Source organism: Citricoccus sp. CH26A, assembly GCF_000224415.1.
Classification (GTDB): Bacteria; Actinomycetota; Actinomycetes; order Actinomycetales; family Micrococcaceae; genus Citricoccus.
Window position 1 is genome coordinate 41098 of sequence record NZ_AFXQ01000014.1, and the last position, 18330, is coordinate 59427.

General features: G+C 69.8%; 15 protein-coding genes and 1 pseudogene. 6 read left to right on the plus strand and 10 right to left on the minus strand.

The window, feature by feature from the left end:
* Positions 1-40: 40 nt before the first annotated feature.
* Positions 41-937 carry a sulfite exporter TauE/SafE family protein gene (locus CITRI_RS0109805; protein WP_010144608.1) on the plus strand — a complete coding sequence of 299 codons (897 nt, stop codon included), beginning with the start codon at positions 41-43 and terminating at the stop codon, positions 935-937.
* Here the strand turns inward: CITRI_RS0109805 and CITRI_RS0109810 are convergent.
* Positions 929-1936 carry a hypothetical protein gene (locus CITRI_RS0109810; protein ID WP_010144609.1) on the minus strand — a complete coding sequence of 336 codons (1008 nt, stop codon included), beginning with the start codon at positions 1934-1936 and terminating at the stop codon, positions 929-931. The two genes, CITRI_RS0109805 and CITRI_RS0109810, sit on opposite strands and share 9 nt — an antisense overlap.
* Positions 1937-2244: 308 nt before the next feature.
* Between CITRI_RS0109810 and ppsA the strand changes: the two genes are divergently transcribed.
* Complete coding sequence (gene ppsA / locus CITRI_RS0109815; RefSeq protein WP_010144610.1) at positions 2245-4653, plus strand: phosphoenolpyruvate synthase; 2409 nt, start codon at positions 2245-2247, stop codon at positions 4651-4653.
* Between the two features lie 26 nt (positions 4654-4679).
* Here the strand turns inward: ppsA and CITRI_RS0109820 are convergent, their stop codons facing one another.
* A complete protein-coding gene (locus CITRI_RS0109820) occupies positions 4680-5111 on the minus strand; it encodes a universal stress protein (protein ID WP_010144611.1) in 432 nt (143 codons plus the stop codon).
* 233 nt (positions 5112-5344) lie between these two features.
* On the opposite strand from CITRI_RS0109820, the gene CITRI_RS0109825 reads away from it, so the two are divergent.
* The gene (locus CITRI_RS0109825; protein ID WP_010144612.1) at positions 5345-6328 is read left to right on the plus strand and encodes an MDR family oxidoreductase; all 984 of its coding nucleotides are present in this window, start codon (positions 5345-5347) and stop codon (positions 6326-6328) included.
* Between the two features lie 4 nt (positions 6329-6332).
* Here the strand turns inward: CITRI_RS0109825 and CITRI_RS0109830 are convergent, their stop codons facing one another.
* The 8 genes and pseudogenes from CITRI_RS0109830 to CITRI_RS0109880 all read right to left on the minus strand — a co-directional run.
* Positions 6333-6548, minus strand: coding sequence for a hypothetical protein (locus CITRI_RS0109830; RefSeq protein ID WP_010144613.1), 216 nt, complete (start codon positions 6546-6548; stop codon positions 6333-6335).
* Positions 6549-6739: 191 nt separating this feature from the next.
* Positions 6740-7855: an ATP-binding protein gene (locus tag CITRI_RS0109840; RefSeq protein WP_050813652.1), complete on the minus strand. Its 1116-nt coding sequence runs from the start codon at positions 7853-7855 to the stop codon at positions 6740-6742.
* Positions 7856-8371: 516 nt separating this feature from the next.
* A complete protein-coding gene (locus tag CITRI_RS0109850; RefSeq protein WP_029139203.1) occupies positions 8372-8707 on the minus strand; it encodes a DUF6504 family protein in 336 nt (111 codons plus the stop codon).
* Between the two features lie 915 nt (positions 8708-9622).
* Positions 9623-10237, minus strand: coding sequence for a TetR/AcrR family transcriptional regulator (locus CITRI_RS0109860; RefSeq protein WP_010144617.1), 615 nt, complete (start codon positions 10235-10237; stop codon positions 9623-9625).
* Between the two features lie 98 nt (positions 10238-10335).
* Positions 10336-11496 carry an NAD(P)/FAD-dependent oxidoreductase gene (locus CITRI_RS0109865; protein WP_237709036.1) on the minus strand — a complete coding sequence of 387 codons (1161 nt, stop codon included), beginning with the start codon at positions 11494-11496 and terminating at the stop codon, positions 10336-10338.
* A gap of 17 nt (positions 11497-11513) precedes the next feature.
* Entirely contained in the window at positions 11514-11711 is a 198-nt protein-coding gene (locus tag CITRI_RS0109870) for a ferredoxin (RefSeq protein WP_010144619.1), read from the minus strand.
* On the minus strand, positions 11708-12880 hold the full coding sequence (locus CITRI_RS0109875; RefSeq protein ID WP_010144620.1) for a cytochrome P450: 1173 nt from the start codon (positions 12878-12880) through the stop codon (positions 11708-11710). Before CITRI_RS0109875 ends, CITRI_RS0109870 begins: the two co-directional genes overlap by 4 nt.
* A gap of 46 nt (positions 12881-12926) precedes the next feature.
* Positions 12927-14693 (minus strand): annotated as a pseudogene (locus CITRI_RS0109880) (MFS transporter); the annotation flags it as partial.
* A gap of 352 nt (positions 14694-15045) precedes the next feature.
* Between CITRI_RS0109880 and CITRI_RS0109885 the strand changes: the two are divergent.
* From CITRI_RS0109885 to CITRI_RS0109895, 3 genes are all read left to right on the plus strand, one after another.
* The gene (locus tag CITRI_RS0109885) at positions 15046-16065 is read left to right on the plus strand and encodes a phosphotriesterase (protein ID WP_010144623.1); all 1020 of its coding nucleotides are present in this window, start codon (positions 15046-15048) and stop codon (positions 16063-16065) included.
* A gap of 56 nt (positions 16066-16121) precedes the next feature.
* Positions 16122-17075, plus strand: coding sequence for an aryldialkylphosphatase (locus CITRI_RS0109890; RefSeq protein ID WP_010144624.1), 954 nt, complete (start codon positions 16122-16124; stop codon positions 17073-17075).
* Between the two features lie 72 nt (positions 17076-17147).
* On the plus strand, positions 17148-18257 hold the full coding sequence (locus tag CITRI_RS0109895; protein WP_010144625.1) for an NAD(P)/FAD-dependent oxidoreductase: 1110 nt from the start codon (positions 17148-17150) through the stop codon (positions 18255-18257).
* The last annotated feature ends 73 nt before the right edge of the window (positions 18258-18330 follow it).

Here is an 18330-nt window from a genome sequence, read left to right on the forward strand (position 1 = left end):
TCCTTCCCAGCCCCGCCCGGCCTACTCCCAAGGACCATCCATGACCGTCACGCTCATCGTCACCCTTGCGCTCTCGGTGCTGATCGGGGTCTCCCTCGGCCTGCTGGGCGGTGGGGGGTCCATCCTCACCGTCCCGATCCTCACCTACGTGGCCGGACTTCCCGCCAAGGAGGCGATCGCCGCCTCGCTGTTCGTGGTGGGCACCACCTCGCTGGTCAGCGTGGTCTCCCATGCCCGCAAGGGGAGGGTGAGGTGGCGTACCGGCCTCGTCTTCGGAGTGGCGAGCATGGCCGGTGCCTTCGGCGGCGGGCTGCTGGGCGGCCACATCCCCGGCACCGTGCTGATGATCGCCTTCGCCCTGATGATGGTCGCCACCGCGGCCGCCATGATCCGGGGCCGGAGGAAGGCCCCCTCCTCCGGCGGGGACGAGGCGAAGAAGCTGCCCGTCGTCAAGGTCGTCCTCGAGGGCCTGGTGGTCGGCCTGGTCACCGGGCTCGTCGGCGCCGGGGGCGGTTTCCTGGTGGTGCCCGCGCTGGTGCTGCTGGGCGGGCTGTCCATGCCGGCCGCCGTCGGGACGTCCCTGGTGGTCATCGCCATGAAGTCCTTCGCGGGCCTGGGCGGCTACCTCACGAGCGTCCAGCTCGACTGGGGGCTCGTGGCCGGGGTGACCGCCGCCGCGATCGTCGGTTCGCTGATCGGGGCGAAGCTGACGGGGATCATCCCCGAGAACATCCTGCGCGAGGGCTTCGGCTTCTTCGTGCTGGCCATGGGCGTCTTCGTCCTGGTCCAGGAACTGCCCTCCCCCGCAAGCGCAGTCGTCGGCGTCCTGGGCTCCGGCGCGGTGGCCGCGGTCCTGCTGTGCCGCTACGCCATCCCCTCCTGCCCGCTGAACCCCCGCCGGCACCGGGAACCGGTCGCGGAACCCCAGTCAGCGTGACTCCCCGCCGGCGGGCGTCACCGGTTCCACGGCGATGGTCCCGTAGACCCGCCGGTAGGGCTCGAGCGCACTGCTGATCCGCTCCAGGGTGCTCGCCGAGCCCGGGATCACCTCGAGGACGTCCTCCAGGACCGAGACAGTCCGGCCCCGGCGGCCCATGATGGTCTCGCGCGCCGGCTCGGCGCAATCCTCGTCGGCGAGGATGTCCTCGAAGCCGTCGCGGAGCACGTCCTGCAGTTCGGCCGCGTACAGGTCCGTCCTGCGCAGGGCGTAGTCGTAGAGCGCGAGGACACAGGCGACGGCCGCGCTGGGCCCGGTCTCCCGTCGGTCCATGGCCTCGGTCAGCAACCGCTGGCCGTGGCCGTCGAGCCGGGCGAGGATCTCTCCCGCGCCGGCCCACGCCACGGTCAGGGGCAGGTCCACCTGCGCGGTGATCGTGCCGGGTTCGGCGGAGATCCAGACCGACTCCCCGGGGAGGATGAAGGCCGAGGCGTTGGACGGCTTGCCCCGTTCCTGTGCCGTCCGGTGCATCACCCCGGACTGGAGCGTCTCCAGGCGGGTGCGTCCGGGACGGTGCTCCTGCACCGCGTCCCAGGGCGTGGTGCGCAGGATCCACACCGCGCCGGTGCGGTTGTGCAGCCACGTGTAGGCGGGCCTCGTGTCCGTGCGCAGGCACGCATCCCACTCGTCCAGGATCCTCCTCCCCGCCGGATCGGTGGTGGACAACCGCAGCGCCTGCGCGGACCCGAGATCTTCACAGGTCCCCTGGGCGGTCTTGTGCACGTGCGGGGTCGGAGTGGCGGAAGCCCGGCGGGACCTCGTGTCGGTGCCCTCCGGCGTGGGGACGCCCAGCCCCGGCCCGGGAGCGTCCCCGGGGTCCTCGAACGGCGCACGGGTCGCGGGCGGTGGATCGGTCCCTGGTCCGGTATCCGGCTCCCCCGCCTCGCAGCCCGTGAGTGCGATCACCAGGGCCGCGACGATCCATCGTCCCCGCCTCATGCGGTCATTCTGGGCCAGCCCGACAGGCGGGGGAAGTGCTCGTGCCCCCTCGGGGCGCCGGTCCGTGCAGGTGTTCGGGGCGCTGATCCGCACGGATGCACGGGGTGCCGGCCCGCGAGGGCACCCACGGGTGCGGCGCAGGGGTGCGGTGCGGAGATGCGGCGCAGGGGTGCGGTGCGGAGATGCGGCGCAGGGGTGCGGCGCAGCGGTGCGGCGCAGCGGTGCGGCGCAGGCCTGCCGGACCTGTGCACGCGGCGAACCCCTGGCCTACCCTGTCTGCCACCAGGGACCGTATCGCGGAGGCGCACATGGAGCGGCAGCACATCCTATGGCTGGAGGACACCGGCCTCGAGGACCTTCCCCGGGTGGGCGGCAAGAACGCCTCCCTCGGTGAGATGATCCGGACCCTGACGGCCGAGGGGGTCCAGGTCCCCGGGGGGTTCGCGCTCACCGCCGAGGCGTACCGGGAGGTCGTGCAGGCCAACGGCCTCGAGCCCCGCATCCGGGAGCTGCTGGAGCACGGACGCGGTGGCGGGTTGCCGCTCCGCGAGGCCGGCGAGCGCATCCGCCGCCTGTTCCTGGACGCCCCCTTCCCGCCGCCACTCGTGGACGCGGTGGCCGCGGCCTACGCCGAACTGGCGCGGCGCACCGGCACCACGGACCCGGCGGTGGCCGTGCGTAGCAGCGCCACCGCGGAGGACCTGCCCGAGGCCAGCTTCGCCGGCCAGCAGGAGACCTTCCTCAACGTGTGCGGGGTGGACGGGCTCCTGGACGCCTGCCGCCGGTGCTTCGCCTCCCTGTTCACGGACCGCGCCATCAGCTACCGGGCCCTGAAGGGCTTCGACGACCTGCAGGTGGCGCTGTCCGTGGGCGTGCAGCTGATGGTGGACTCCGCCTCCGGGTCCTCGGGGGTGATGTTCACCCTGGACACGGAGTCCGGCTTCCCGGACGTCGTGGTCGTCAGCGCCACCTGGGGACTGGGTGAGACGGTGGTCCAGGGCACCGTGGACCCGGACAAGTACGTGGTGTTCAAGCCGTTCCTCGACGACGACCGGCTCGTCCCGGTGCTCGAGCGCACCGTGGGGGCCAAGGAGGTCAAGCTGGTCTACGGACCGCACGCCGGCTCGCCGACCGCCCTGGTGGAGACCTCGCCGCAGGAACGCCGGGCGCTCGTGCTCACGGACGCCGAGGTGCTGCGGCTGGCCCGCTGGGCGGCGGTGGTGGAACGCCACTACGGTACCCCCATGGACCTGGAGTGGGCCAAGGACGGCCCCACCGGGGAGCTGTTCATCGTCCAGGCACGCCCGGAGACCGTCCAGGCCCGACGCAGCGCCACCCGGTTCACGGTGCACCACCTCGAGGAGTCCGGCCGCGCGCTGGCCACGGGGGCGGCCATCGGGGACGCGATCGTCGCCGGTGAGGTGTGCGTGATCCGCAGCGCGGCGGACATCGGCAGCTTCCGCGACGGGGCGATCCTGGTGGCCGAGATGACCGACCCGGACTGGGGGCCGGTGATGAAACGGGCCGCCGGGATCATCACCGACCACGGCGGGCCCACCAGCCACGCGGCCATCGTGAGCCGGGAGCTGGGGGTGCCGGCCGTCGTCGGGACCGGCTCCGCCACCCGGGACCTGGACGACGGCGGAGTGGTCACCCTGTCCTGCGCCGAGGGCGAGGTGGGCCACGTCTACGCGGGGCGGCTGCGGTGGCGCACGGAGGAGGTCGACCTGGAGCGGTTGCCGCGCACCCGCACCAAGGTGATGGTCAACGTGGCCAGCCCGGCCGCCGCCTTCCGGTGGTGGCGGCTGCCCGTGGACGGGGTGGGGCTGGCCCGGATGGAGTTCATCATCACCGAGGCGATCCGCGTCCATCCCATGGCCCTGGTCCACCCCGAGCGCGTGGAGTCCGCCGAGGACGCCGAGCGGATCCGCGAGCTGACGAGCGGGTACGGCGACCCGCGCGAGTACTTCATCGACCGCCTGGCCACCGGGCTGGGCAAGCTGTGCGCGCCGTACCATCCCCGCCCGGTGATCGTGCGGCTGAGTGACTTCAAGACCAACGAGTACGCGCACCTGCTGGGCGGGCGGGCCTTCGAGCCGGCCGAGGAGAACCCCATGCTCGGCTTCCGCGGCGCCTCGAGGTACGACGACGACCGGTACCGGGAGGGCTTCGAGCTCGAGTGCCGCGCCCTGCGGCGGGTGCGGGAACGCCTGGGCTTCACGAACCTCGCCGTCATGGTGCCCTTCTGCCGGACGGTGCCCGAGGCGGACCGGGTGCTGGCGGCGATGGCCTCGCACGGGCTGGTCCGGGGCCAGGACGGGCTGCTGGTCTACATGATGTGCGAGGTGCCCTCCAACGTGGTGCTCGCCGAGGAGTTCGCCCGCCGCTTCGACGGCTTCTCGATCGGCTCCAACGACCTGACCCAACTGGTGCTCGGGGTGGACCGGGACTCGGAGATCCTGGCCCGGCAGTTCGACGAGCGCGATCCGGCGGTGGAGTCGATGATCGCGGACGTCATCCGCCGGGCGCAGGCGGCGGGCATCACGGTGGGCCTGTGCGGGCAGGGTCCGAGCAACCACGCGGACTTCGCGGAGTTCCTGGTGGAGGCCGGCATCGACTCGATGTCCCTGAACCCGGACTCCGTCCTCCGCACGATCCCGGTCATCGCCGAGGCCGAGCAGGCGGCCGAGACCGGCGGGCACGTGGGGCACGGCTGACGCACGTGGCGCCGCCGGTGGGAGCCCTACTCGGTCCTGCCGTGCATGATCAGCACGGGGCACGCGGCGTGCGCGCCGACGGCGGAACTGACCGAACCGAGCAGCAGGCCCCGGAACCCGCCCCGGCCGCGGCTGCCGACCACGAGCATGCGCGCGCCCTTGCTCAGCTCGGTGAGCACCTGCGCGGGCTGGCCCTTCTGCACCACGGTCTGCAGCGATGCCGGCTGTTCGTCGCCGAACGCCTCGGCGAGCGTGCCGTCGAGCCGTTGCCGGGCCTCCTGCTCGGGATCGTAGCCGACCAGTTCCGGGATCTCCCCACTCGCCGCGGGCCACTGCCAGGCCGCCACCGCCATCAGCGGGGCGTTCATCAGATCCGCCATGATCTTGCCCTCGCGCAGCGCCTCGATCGACTGGTCCGACCCGTCAACCCCGACGACCACCGGCTTCGACTCGTCCATGGTGTTCCCCTTCTGCGTCGTTTCCACTGCCGGTCCGTCGTCTCCACGTCAGCAGGAGCGCGCGGGGTCCAGCACACGGGTCCGGAGGGCCCGTGGAGTGTGGCCACAGTAGGCAGCGGCTCGGCTGCGGCACAAGGTCCGGAGCGCGGGCGGGGCTGACGGACGACCACGTCGGCCCGTACCGTGACGTGGGAGCGGTCCCCACCGTGGGGCGAGGACAGGAAGGGTGAGGCATGCGGGCAGTGATCGTGGAGTCCCGGGGAGCGGAGGCGCGCCTGGAGGAGACGGCCGACGAGGGCATCCTCAGTGGTCCCGTGGAGCTGGACGTACTCTACTCCAGCTACAACTACAAGGACGGCCTGGCCATCACCGGTGCCGGCCGGGGCGTGCTGCAGAACTGGCCGATCATCCCGGGCATCGACATCGTCGGCACGGTCACCCGCTCCGACGACCCGGCCTGGGACCCCGGGGACACGGTGGTGCTCAACGGGGACGGCATCGGCGAATCGCGCCACGGCGGCTTCGCGACCCGGGCCCGGGTCCACGGCGAGGCCCTCGTGGAGCTGCCCCGGGACATCAGCCCGGTGCGCGCCGCGGCCATCGGCACCGCCGGCTTCACGGCCATGATCTCCGTGCTGCAGCTGGCCGATGCCGGACTCACCCCGGGGTCCGGGGACATCCTGGTCACCGGCGCGGCCGGTGGCGTGGGTTCGGTGGCGGTGTCCCTGCTGGCCGGCCGCGGTTACCGGGTGGTGGCCTCCACCGGACGGGCCGAGGAGGAGGGTGACTACCTGCGGGACCTCGGTGCCGCCGACCTCCTCGACCGCCACGAGCTCTCCGAGGACCTCGGCAAGCCCCTGCAGGAACAGCGCTGGGCCGGCGCCGTGGACGTCGCCGGCAGCACCACCCTGGCCAACGTCCTGGCCCAGACCAACTACGGCGGGACCGTGTCCGCCTGCGGCCTGGCCCAGGGCATGGACCTGCCCACGACCGTGGCGCCGTTCATCCTGCGCGGCGTCACCCTCACCGGCGCCAACTCGGTCTACGCACCGCAGGCCCTGCGCCAGCGGGCCTGGACCGCCCTGGCCGACGAGCTCGACCTGGACCAGCTCGACCTGATGACCACGACCATCGGGCTGGCCGAGACCATCCCCTACGCCCAGCAGATCCTGGCCGGGCGCACCCGCGGGCGCACCGTGGTGGACGTCAACGGGTAGGCCCTCAGCCGCAGGTCCGCGCGTGCCGTGGCACTCCCGGTCGACCGCCCCACACCCTCTCGGTGGAGACCGCGTTCACGTGCGGTGCCGACTGCACCAGGTCGGCATTCAGGGACCTGGTCCCTGCTTCAGCGTCCACGAGCATCCACGCCAGCAGGCACAGGGTCGCGAGCACGCCGACGGTGATGATCCGGCGGGCCGCCACGGACAGGCACAACATCCAACGACCGCCACGGCCACCCGGTGGTACATGCCGGGGTGAAGTGCGAGATCGAGGCCTCAGCCCGGCTGGCGCTGGGTTCACTCAGTGCGAGCCTTGCCGATGTACGCCTTCATCTGCTTGCGGAGCAGTATGGCGTTGGCTGCCGACAGGCCGATCTCGTAAGTGGCGACCATCAAGGACAGAAGGCCTCAGGGGCGCAGGTGCTCGCGCAGGCCCGGGATGGCGAAGTCCACCAGGCCGTGTCCGGTGGACTCGATGAGCCCGGCGTCGATGAGCCGCGCCCGATAATTGCCCACGGTGTTACGGGCATCCCCGAGCCGCCGGCCGATATCGACGGTCCGAGACGACCCGTCGTCCTCGGCCATGGCCCGCAAGAACTCCAGGTCCTTCGGGGAGGCCGAGGCCAGGGCCGCGTCGATGACCATCCGGGTGTTGCGCCGGCGTGCGGCCGCCACCGCCAGGCCGACGTCCTCCGCGGTCAGGGGCCCGTCGGTGGCCTCGGCGACCTGCCACAGGTGGTACCCCACCAGCTGGATCAAGAACGGGTACCCGCCAGTGACCTCTGCCGCGGTGCGCAGCAACTCCGGGGCGATCGCATGCTCCAGGACGGTAAGAGTGTCCCGGTAGGAGGCTTCGACCTCGTCAATGGCCGCGGGATGCAGGTCGATGCGGTCCGCCCGGCGCAGGAACGTGGCCACGCCCTCGTCCAATAGATCCGAGACCGCTGCGGGCAGGCCGGCGAAGACCAGGGCCACCGGGAGCCCGGCCCGGATGAAGTGCTGCACCGAGGCCGCCAACTGGGCCAGCTCGTCCCGATCGGCGCCGTGAATCTCATCCACCGTGATGGCCAGCCCGGTGCCTTGAGCATCCAGCAGTCTCAGCAGTTCCTCCCCCAGCTGGCGCCACCCGGCCTGCTGGGCCGGGGCCAACTCGGTGGTCACTGAGAACCCGCCCAGGCCCACCCCGGTGATGCGCCGGCCGGCCGGCCCGGAACCGAGCTCTTCCAGGAAGGGGTGCATCGCCGCGCCAATCCGGCCCAGGAACCCGCGCGTGGCGGTCTCGGAGATCACCGCCCACCCGGCTCGACGGGCGGCGTCCTCGGCCTCGCCCAGCATCACCGTCTTGCCCACCCCGCGCGCCCCGGTGAAGATCGTCAACAGTCCCGGAGCGCCCGAGCGGATCCGCAACCCATATTCGAACTCATCCAACAACCCCGCTCGTCCGACCAACTGGGGCGGCTCGGCCCCGGCCGTCGGCCGGAATGGATTCAGTCCTGGCACCACAGTCACCCTTTCGGTGTACATCGGTGAACCTTATGAACATGAGTGTACATAGTGACTACCTGTGATTCCCCAGGATGGCTGCCAAGTCCTCGCCCGCAAACGGCCGAACGGCCGGAGGATGCCCTGTTACTCACAGACGCCGTGGCTTCCGGACTGTCGGAGTCCGTGAGTAAAGCACCGCGGCGGGCGGGTGCTCACGAACCCTCCACCACGGCCTCCCTGGGGGCCGGAGCACGTTGTCCCGCAGGCTGTGGGACAACTGGCTCCGACCAGTTGGGGCGAAGACCCGAATAGAGAAGGGGTTGCCAGAATGCCGAGGCCCTGGGCTACATCCAAGACGACCTCGGATACACCCAGGCCCCCGTCGTCGTGGTCGACGACCAGGACCACTGGTCCAGATTCCAACCCGACCAGATCCACCGGGTCGCCACCATCCTGGCCCGCAGCGGCTCAATCGTCTAACCCCCGGCACCCACGACCGGACCCCGCCGACCCTCCCCAGCGCTCTGTCGGGAAGGGAGTCTTCGGCCGGGATGGTCAAGCGCTGCGCTGCAACGATGCGCTGGCGCCGGTGCCGTCATGGGCGCGGACCAACCGCCACCGCCCCGAATCCCGGTGATGGGCGATGTCCAGGGTCAACAGAGGCGCACGGCGCGCGGCGGCCAGGCGGACCTGCAACCGCCAGATCTCATGATCGATCAGCCCGGCACCCCGTCCACGTTCGACCCGGCGCTCCTCCACCCACCACTTGCGCCGCTCGTACCAACGCACAGGCTCAGCGGCCACCACATACCGCCGCCCCTCCCACACCAGATACCGCGGCATCCCGTGACCGTCGCGTTCGACTCCCACCGACTGCGTGAACACTCCCACCCGTGCCGACGTCCCTTCATGTGTCCTGTGTTAATAGTTGCCCCGCCGCGAGTTGCCGACGGGGGTGGCCGGTCAGCTGCCGTTCGGTCCACGCGTGCGTCTGGGAAGGAACGCCACAACGAGGAACCGGGGCTGACCGGTCGGCGGTGGGAAGCGCCATCACCCCGGGACACTATGAGCACCGGAGGACACGCTAACCACCGCCCCCCCCCCCCGCACGGACCGATCACAGCCAGCATTCCCCCACCGACGTGCCCTTCTACGGGGAAAGGACGTCGACATCGAGATCCACCCTGCCTCGGGCCTCGCCGACTGGGACACTCGGCCGGGCCCAATCGAAGGCGCTGCCGCTACGGCCAGGGTGAAGGCTGCGGCTCGAGCCCTTTGTCGCGGTCGGCCGGACGTGGCGGCCGACCTGGCGTTATCGCTGACGGATTCGGAACGTGCCCGTTCTTGCCGGTTCGTTCGACCGGACGGCGTACTGGCGACTGGCGCACCGGGAGTCGGTGTTGATGTATCAGCGCGGCCTCAGCGTCGAACAGATCGCCCGCCTCTACTGATGCGAACCGGCCCGGGTGTGCCGGTACCTGATGGGGGTGTACGGGCGCGCCCCTGAACTGTTGCAGAACGGGCCGCACCGCGAACTCGTCTACGACCGGCCGCGGCCGGAGACCTGGCCGGACCGCGGCCAGTGCTTCAAGACAATGCTGACCCGGTTCGAGGCCTTCCTGTCCGAACACGGGCGGAGACACCAGACAGTATTAAAGGAGGACGTGGGCAAGTCCTCGGAGACGCCGGGGTCTCGACCTGGACTCGCGACGCCGGCGGGCAAGCCGTGGCCCTGCGGGTCGCATCGGCCATGGGAGAGCGGCGTCGTTGTTTGGATTCCAGGGGGGTATTGTGCGTTGCGCCGGTTCAGCCTTCGCCACCAAGCAGGTGGTACCAGCTGTCGGCGAGTACTTCGAGTGCGTGGTCGCGGTTGGGCTCGCCCTTGCGGCGTGTCCAGAGGGTGCTGATGTAGTCGAGCTGCTCGTAGGCGAGGCTTCCCCGGAGATGGCGCGTCTCCGGGGGGAACCGGTTCGCCAGTTCCATGCCACGGACCATGTCGGCGATGACCTCCTCTCGCCATTGTTCGAGCAGGGTCCGTACCTCGCGATCGACGGCGGACGCTTCGATGAGCACGTCCAGGTAGGGGCGGAAGTCTGGCCAGAGCGCAGCGCGGGACTCCAGCCATGCCAGGATGCCCGGCAACTGGCCCACTCGGACGATATCGACGAGTTCGGCGGCGGTGGAGGGCGTGCCGGGGGCCTCGGCGCGTTCGAGCACGGTGTTGACGCGCGCCAAGAACTCCCTCATCAGGTGGGTACGTGAGGGGTAGTGCGCGTAGAAGGTTACCCGGCTGGTGCCGGCGGCCACGGCGATTTCGTCGATGGTCGTCGCGGCGTAGCCCTTCTCGGTGAAGAGCTCCAGCGCCCGGTCGACGATCGTGTCGCGGGTCAGCTGTTTCTGGGCTTCTCGCAGCGACTGCATGAGGCAATCCTATCCGTGGTGTTAAGCGTCCTTACGTTGATTGGAGGAAGGCTGGGGTACGGCGGTAGGCGCCTCCTTGGGGGAACCGAGGATCGGCATCAGAGTCTCGCGGGTGCTGCCGGACGCAGGGCGTCCGGGCCGGTGGTGGCCAGTCGGCGTAGTTTCGGGATGGGAATCCGGTAGTTGATCGCTGCGGCGGTTCCGGTCCCGTCCGCGTTCTCCCAGCGCAGCAGCATCGATTCCGGGTCCTTGCCGGGTTCGCAGTAATCGGGTGCGCCGATCACGGGCGTGGGGCCGACCGCCTTGAGCGAGAGGCCGAAGCCCTCGGTCCAGAAGTACGGTTGGAAGTCGAACTCAGGGGCCGCTTCGCCCCGGAGTAGGCCCAGGGCCGCGGTCTTGGCCTGTTCGATGGCGCTGGTCCACAGCGGCACCCGCGCTAGCCCGTGGCGGGTCGGGAAGAACGCTACGTCACCGGCGGCGACGATGTCCTCCCGGAGCCGGCCCCGGGAGTCCACACGCAGCGACCCGTCGACGAGCAGTCCCGAGCCGGCCAGCCAGCCGGTGTTCGGTTCGTCGCCGATGGCGGTGACGATCAGGTCGGCGTCCAGCTCGGTGCCGTCGGCCAGCACAACGAGGGCCCCGGCCCCGGACTCGACCAGGCGGGCTTTCCCGCCGCCCATGACCCGCAGGCCACGCCGGATTGCCGCGGAGGTGAACACATCGGACAGGTGCTCACCGAGCTGGCGGGCCAGCGGGGCGGCGTCGGAGACGAGCGTGACCTGGCAACCGGCCTGCAGGCAGCCCGAGGCGACCTCCATGCCCAGCGGTCCGCCGCCGATCACCAGGACCGAGGGGCGCGCCGCGACGTGCTGCTTCAGCGCGATCGCGTCCTCGATCGTACGCACCGTGACCTCGCGGGCAGAGCCATCACTCCCTGGGGCTGTGGCCAGGCGTTTGGCGCGGGCACCGGAGGCGATGACCAGCCCGTCGTACGGCAGTTCCCCGCCGTCTTCGAGTCGCACGAGCCGGGCGTCGGTGTCCAGGCTCGTGGCGCTCAGCCCGAGCAGCTCGGTCGCCTCGTGGGTGGGCGCCGGCAGTTCGTGGGACGTCAGGTCGTCGTCCCCGTGCAGCAGTGCCTTGGACAGGGCTGGGCGGCTGTAGGGGTGGTGGCGCTCGGCGCCGACCACCGTGAGCTCGCCGTCGAAACCGGCCGAGCGCAGGGAGTCACAGGCCGTGAGGCCGGCGATGCCGTTACCCACGACGACGATCCGGCGCATCACGAGGCCCCCGTCAGGCGCAGTGCGGCGACCGGACAGACCCGTACCGCCGCCCTGGCGGCGTCGAGGTCGGCTCCGTCCACGTCGGGGACGTCGATCACCAATTCGCCGTCATCGTCCAGGTGCATCAGCGTGGGCGCGGCTTCCTCGCACAGGCCGTGGCCTTCGCAGCGGGGGCGATCCAGTTCGATCTTCATGCCGCCACCACCTCGAGGACCGGGAGCGTCTCGAGGCTCCGGACCATGTTGCTGGGCACCCGGCTCCCATCGGCGACCGTGATCGATTGCACCTGGCGGGCCAGGGCGTTGATGATGGCGTGGCCCTCGAGTCTGGCCAGGCCCTGGCCGGCGCAACCGTGTGGGCCGTAGCCGAAGGAGAGGTGGTCCACGGGGTTGCGTCGCACGTCGAAGACGTCCGGGTTCTCATAGTGGCGCGGGTCGCGGTTGCCGGCCCCGATCAGGATGCCCAGCTGGGCGCCTGCCGGAACCGTTGCCCCGTCGATCTGCACGTCGCGGGTGGCCGTACGGCCCCAGATGTGGAGCGGCGTCCAGTAGCGCAGCACCTCGGCGAAGGCCGCGGAGACGAGCTCGGGGTTCTCGCGCACGAGCTGGAGCTGCTCCGGGTGGCGCCCGAACAGGGCCACGATGTTCCCGATCGAGGCGATCGTGGTGTCGACGCCGGCCCCGAGGTACTGGTGGATGATGTGCCCGGCGGAGCCTTCGGGGATGTCGCCGCGCTTCTCGGCGTCGAAGATCCCGCGGCCGATCGACCCGGGAGCCAGGTCCTCGGCGGTGACCGAGGAGCACCAGCCGTAGAGTTCGCCGGCGATCGGGAAGCTCTCTTGGGTGCGGTGGTTCAACGGCCCGAGGACCTGCATCGCGGCCTGCCCCCAGCGGAGCATGTTGTCCTTGACGTGCCCCTGGAAGCCGATGAGGTCGGCGACGATCTCGATCGGGAAGGCGCGGGCCAGGGAGTCGATGGCCTCGAAGTTGCCCTCGGCGACGAGTTCGGCGACGAGCCGGTCGGCCTTGTCCTCGATGGTCACCTTCAGTCCACGCAGGGCCCGGGGCGTGAGGTTTTCCGACAGCGTCGCGCGCAGCTGGGTGTGCGTGGGCGGGTCGGATGCCAGCGAGGTGCCCTGCAGCGCCTCGTTGACCATCGGGTTGAAGCCCAGGGTGGTGGACGAGAACGTCTGCGGATCACCGAGCACCTCACGGATGATGTCGTAGCGCGTCAGCACGTACAGGTCGTTCTGGGGCAGGTGCACGACCCCGGCCTGCTCGCGCAGCGCGGCGTAGGTGGGGTAGGGGTCGACGACGATGTCGTCAGCCCAGATGTCGATGGGTGATTCGGTCGGTGCGGTCACGGTGTTCTCCTTGCGGATGGTGGGTGGTCGGTGTGGTGCCGCCGTCTCAGACGGTGGCACCGGTGGTCGCTTCGGCATTTGCCTCGGTGGTTTGTGCGCTGGCATCTGAGGTCGGTGCGGTGACGGGTTCCGTGGTGGGTGCGGAGGACCGGGCGGAGATGAACAGGGTCAGAAGGGCGGAGAGGGCCGCCGCGATGCCCGCGGTGAGGTACACGGCCTGGAACCCCTGGCCCAGCGAGGTTCCTGCGGCGCCCTGGATCTGCGGTTGTGCGGTGTTCAGGGACTGGACCATGCCCTCGACGGCCGGTGCGGGGGCGCCGGCGGCCGACGCCTGGCCGGAGAACTCAGCGATCACACCGTCCCAGCCCGAGAGATAACCCAGGGGTGGCACGTGGGACAGGCCGGCGACCGCGTGGGCGGGCAGCCCCGTCCCGTCGAGGATCCCGGCCAGGGCGCCGGCGAAGACGGTGGCGCCGATGCCGAAGGCGATGGCTGAACCGACCACCGGACCGAGGGCGAAACCGAGGTCGCGCAGCAGGTTCGTCGTCGCCGAGGCCATGCCGATCTGCCGGGATGGGACGGCGTTGATGGCGACAGCGGTGACCGAACCGACGGTCAGGGCGAATCCGGTGCCCAACAGCAGCAGTGGCGGGATGAAGGCTGTCCAGGGGGTGCCGCCGAACGCCTCCGGGGTGCCCAGGGCGAATGTCGAGAGCCAGAACCCGGAGGCCGCCATGAGGGTGAAGCCCGCGGTGAGTACCCAGCGCGGGGCCACATGGTGAATGAGCCAGCCCACGACCGGGATGAAGGCGAAGGCGGGGCCTTGGATGAAGACGAAGAGCACCCCGACCTTCCAGGTCTCGGCCAGGGCCAGTCCGCTGACTGCGACGCTGGTACTGAAGCAGATCGCCAGGAAGGCGAACATCCCGGTGACCGCCACGATGCCGGTGATCGAGTAGGCGCTGTTCTTGAACAGCGACAGGTGAATGAGGGGCTGTTCAGTGCGTGATTCGATGACGACGAATGCGACCAGAAGGGCCGCGCCGACGACGTAGCTGGCCATGACCTGGGCACTGCCGAAGCCGGCGTCCACGGCTGTCACCGTGGCGTAGAGGATGGCGATGAGGCCCAGGGCGAGCGTGATCTGGCCGGGCAGATCCAGGTTGCGCACCTCGGTGACCGCGGAGTCCTTGGCCCGCAGCGCGACGATGAACACCACGACGGCGAGGGCGGCGGCAACCAGGTAGGCCACCCGCCAGCCACTGAACTCGTTCGGTGCACCCGGGGCACTGCCCGGCACGGTGAAGAACTGCGCCGTGAACCCGGCCAGGACCGGGGAGATCACCGCGCCGAGAGAAAGGAATCCCGCCCACGTGGCGATGACTTTCGCCCGCGCACGGTGGTCCGGGGTGATCGCCGCGATCATGGACAGCGAGATGGGGAAGAGGATGCCCGCCCCGATGCCGCCCACTGCCTGGGCGAAGATCATCATTCCGGTGCTCTGCGCCAGAGCGACCAGCACGGAGCCGGCAACGCTGACGACGGCCCCGATGTACAGCAACTTCTTCCGACCGAACATATCCCCCAGCAGTCCCCAGCTGAGCTCGAACACCACGATGCCCATCAGGAACATGCCCGCGATCCAGGTCAACCCGGCACCGGAGGTCTGGAATTCCACGGCGAAGGTACCGCTGAGCGCACCGGGCAGGGAGTTGGTGATCTGGGCCAGCGCGACCGCGCTGTAGGCGGCCACGAACGTGGCTCGGCTCGAGCCTCGGCTCGCGACCTTGATGGTCTGGCTCATCGATGAAACTCCTTTGGTTTCCGGTCGATCCTCGGGGGACGGGCGAGGGGCCGCCCACTGTTCCCCGAACGCCCCGCGGGCCCTGGCCTTGGCGGGTCACCCCTGAGACAGTGTGACCTCTCGCTTTACATTGCGTCAAGAAAATTTGTGACGTGATTCATAAATTGGCACCGCATAAGGAAATCCCGCCCATGCCCCTGCGGCCGGAGGGTGGCGCGTGGTGGCGGCTGCGAGAAACGCAGTGACTATTTACTTGACACTACGTAAAGTCAGCTGTGATGCTGATAACAGCGCGTGGTTGCGCCGGCTCCCAGGCCGGTGGAACCCGTATCCCAGTCCCCGAGCCTCAAGAGGGAATCCAGTGAGCCACCCCACCCCCGCCGACACCGGTGACGCCCTCCCCGCGACACGCGCCACCGTCAACACCGTGCTGGGGCCCGTTCCCGCTGATGACCTGGGGGTCGTGGCGGTCCACGAGGCCCTGCTGTCGGTGCTCCCGGGCGCCCAGTACGCCCCGGATATCTCCATGGACCGGGCGGAGATCTACGAAGCGCTCGAAACCAAGGTCCTCGCCTTCCGCGCGGCCGGCGGCACGACCATCGTCGATGCCACCGGCATGTTCCACGGCCGCGACCTGAAGCTCTACGAGGCGCTGTCGAAGGCCACCGGGGTGCACATCGTCGCCTCCACCGGGATGGGCCCGGAGGAGAAGCTGGGCGGGTACTTCTTGACCCCGCAGACCAACCCGCCGACCCCGTGGCCGGCCGAGAAGTTCGCGGACCTCTTCGCCAAGGAGGTCACCGAGGGCATGGTGGTCCCGCGCATCGAGCGCCGCGCCGCCGCCGGCATGGTCACCACCGTGGCCGACCGCGCCGGGATGACCCCCACCGAGGAGTCCCTCTTCCGTGGTTCGGCCCGCGCCGCGAAGAACACGGGGGTGGCCGTGTCCATCCGCTACGGCGTGGACGCGCTGCGTGAACTGGAGATCGTCCTGGACGAGCAGGTCCCGGCGGACCGAGTGCTCATCGGGGACCTGGACCGCACCGACGCCGCCGGCGCCCCCGCCGAGGTGGCCGCCGCCGTCGCCGATCGGGGCGCCTTCGTCGGGATCGACCACGTCGGCCTGAACGACGACACCGGCTATCTCACCGATGAGGAGCGCGCCACCCTGGTGCTGGACCTGGTCGCCGCGGGCCACGCGGACAAGGTCATCCTGTCCTCCAACGCGATCGGCGTGGCCAAGGGCCTGCCTGACTACGACCTGCCCTACGAGCACGCGCTGACCACCTTCATCCCGTACCTGAAGGGCAAGGGCCTGTCCGAGGACGACGCCCAGCGGATCCTCGTGGACAACCCGGCCCGCCTGCTCTGGGTGCGCTGACGCCCGGAACTGCGCACCCCACCCCCACACGCTTTCGAACCCCTTGAGGTGAAACCATGACCAAGGTCAATACCGTGCTGGGCACCATCCCGGCCGCAGAACTCGGCGTCGTCGCCATCCACGAGCACATCGGCTACGGCATGCCCGGCTCCGAGCTGGACACCAAGTGGTGGAAGACCCCGGAGCAGGCCTTCGAGGAGACCGTGCCGAAGCTGCGGAGATTTCATGACTACGGCGGGCGCACGTTCGTGGACGCCACCGGCATCTGCAACGGCCGCGATCCGAACTACTACCAGGCCCTGTCCGCCAAGACCGGGGTGAACATCGTCGCCTGCACCGGCTTCGTCGGCGGTGACACCGCCCTGGCCCACTTCGCCCGGGCCTCCGTGGACTACCTGGCCCAGGTCTTCATCCACGAGATCACCGTGGGCATCGGCAGCACCGGGGCCAAGGCCGGCATCATCAAGGTCGGCGTGTCCCGCGGCGGGAAGATGACCGAGCTGGACAAGCGCATCTACCGCGCCGCCGCCCGCGCCGCCGTCGTGACCGGCGTGCCGATCCTGACGCACCTGGCGATCGATCCCGAACCGGCGGTGGCCATCTTCCACGAGGAGGGCCTGGACCTGGACCGCGTGCTGTTCGGCCACGCCGACGACGGGCTCAACGCCCCGATCACCCCACACGACTACATCTACGCCCAGGGCGGGCGCATCGGCTTCGACACCTTCGGCTACGACCTGGAACTGCCGGACCCGCCGTTCTGGGGCCGCAAACGCGCCGAGCGCATGGGCCACTTCAAGCAGCTGGTGGACAAGGGCTACACGGACAAGCTCCTGGTCGGCGCGGACGCCAACTGCTCACCCCTGGGCTGGCCCGGGGTCAAGGGCCACACGGTCAACTACATCTTCGAGGACATGATCCCGGACATGAAGGCCGTTGGCATCGACGACGCCACCATCACGCAGCTGCTGGTGGAGAACACCGCGGACTTCCTGTCCATGCAGAACTGACTGGCCACCGGCAAACCACCTCAACCTAACCACCCCCCAGGTGCGACCTGGATCAGGAAAGTGAATCAAGACATGAAGACCTCGGAACTGAAGAACCTCAGGATCGCCATCATCGGTGGCGGCTATGGCGGGGCCTCCGCCGCCAAGGCGCTGCAAAGCGTGGGTGCGGAGAACATCGATGTCTACGAGCAGGCACCGGCTCTGGGGCAGGTGGGCGCCGGCATCGGCCTGCGCCCGCCTTCGGTCGAGCTGTTCCGCCAGTGGGGCATCTTCGAGGCGATTGCCGCCGCGAGCTCGCCCAGCGACCACCTCGAGATCCTCACCGCGGACGGCAAGCACGTCCTGGCCCAAGAAGAGTGGCCCTTCCTGCGCGCCTATGACCAGATCAACCACAACCGCATGATCCACCGCGGAGACTTCATCGACGTCCTGCTGGGCGCGCTGCCTGAGGGCATGGTGCACCTGGACCACAAGCTGGAGACCATCGAGGACCACGGCGAGACCGCGACGCTGAGGTTCACCAACGGCCGGGCCGTCACCGCCGATCTCGTCATCGGTGCCGACGGCATCCGCTCGACGGTACGCAACCAGGTCTTCGGCGAGATCCAGCCGGTGTTCTCCGGTGAGCACGCCTACCGTGCGGTCATCTCGATCGAGGACGCCCACGGGCTCGTCACCGACGACAACCCGCGCTTCTACATGGGCGAGAACGGCACGATCGCCTACAACCTGCCCCTGCGCCACCGCGGGCAGCTCTCCTACGACATCACGGCCCCGTCCGAGGACGACTCGTGGGCGCCGGAGATCTCGACGGAGTACCTGGAGAAGATCCTGGAAGGCTTCGACGAACGGATCGTCCAGGTCGCCCGGGAACTGGACCTGAGCCAGGTGACCAGCCGTTCGGTGTTCGACATCGATTCCCTGGACTCCTGGCACACCGACTCCGTCGCATTGCTCGGTGATGCCGCCCATGCGATGCTCCACCACCAGGGCCAGGGCGCCAACTCGGCCATCCTGGACGCCGGCGGCCTCGCCGACGCCCTAGTGCAGGGCGACTCCGTGAAGGATGCGCTGTCGATCTACGAGACCACCCGCAAGCCGCTGACCGACGAGCTGCAGCGCGTCTCGCGCTTGGGCTGGCATGCCGACGCGGTGGACTCAGCATTCCCGGCCAACCAGTAGAAGGGTCCTCTGATGCCTATTCACCCGCAGATCGCCGAAATCCTTGGGCACATCCCGCCGTCCGACGGAACAC

Bases quoted from the DNA above. Each gene is read 5' to 3' on its own strand.
- CITRI_RS0109830 (WP_010144613.1), bottom strand. From the start codon at position 6,548: ATGTTGTGCCTGTCCGTGGCGGCCCGCCGGATCATCACCGTCGGCGTG.
- CITRI_RS0109820 (WP_010144611.1), bottom strand. From the start codon at position 5,111: ATGGACGAGTCGAAGCCGGTGGTCGTCGGGGTTGACGGGTCGGACCAG.
- CITRI_RS0109890 (WP_010144624.1), top strand. From the start codon at position 16,122: ATGACCAAGGTCAATACCGTGCTGGGCACCATCCCGGCCGCAGAACTC.
- ppsA (WP_010144610.1), top strand. From the start codon at position 2,245: ATGGAGCGGCAGCACATCCTATGGCTGGAGGACACCGGCCTCGAGGAC.
- CITRI_RS0109895 (WP_010144625.1), top strand. From the start codon at position 17,148: ATGAAGACCTCGGAACTGAAGAACCTCAGGATCGCCATCATCGGTGGC.
- CITRI_RS0109840 (WP_050813652.1), bottom strand. From the start codon at position 7,855: ATGTACACCGAAAGGGTGACTGTGGTGCCAGGACTGAATCCATTCCGG.
- CITRI_RS0109825 (WP_010144612.1), top strand. From the start codon at position 5,345: ATGCGGGCAGTGATCGTGGAGTCCCGGGGAGCGGAGGCGCGCCTGGAG.
- CITRI_RS0109810 (WP_010144609.1), bottom strand. From the start codon at position 1,936: ATGAGGCGGGGACGATGGATCGTCGCGGCCCTGGTGATCGCACTCACG.
- CITRI_RS0109805 (WP_010144608.1), top strand. From the start codon at position 41: ATGACCGTCACGCTCATCGTCACCCTTGCGCTCTCGGTGCTGATCGGG.
- CITRI_RS0109860 (WP_010144617.1), bottom strand. From the start codon at position 10,237: ATGCAGTCGCTGCGAGAAGCCCAGAAACAGCTGACCCGCGACACGATC.
- CITRI_RS0109870 (WP_010144619.1), bottom strand. From the start codon at position 11,711: ATGAAGATCGAACTGGATCGCCCCCGCTGCGAAGGCCACGGCCTGTGC.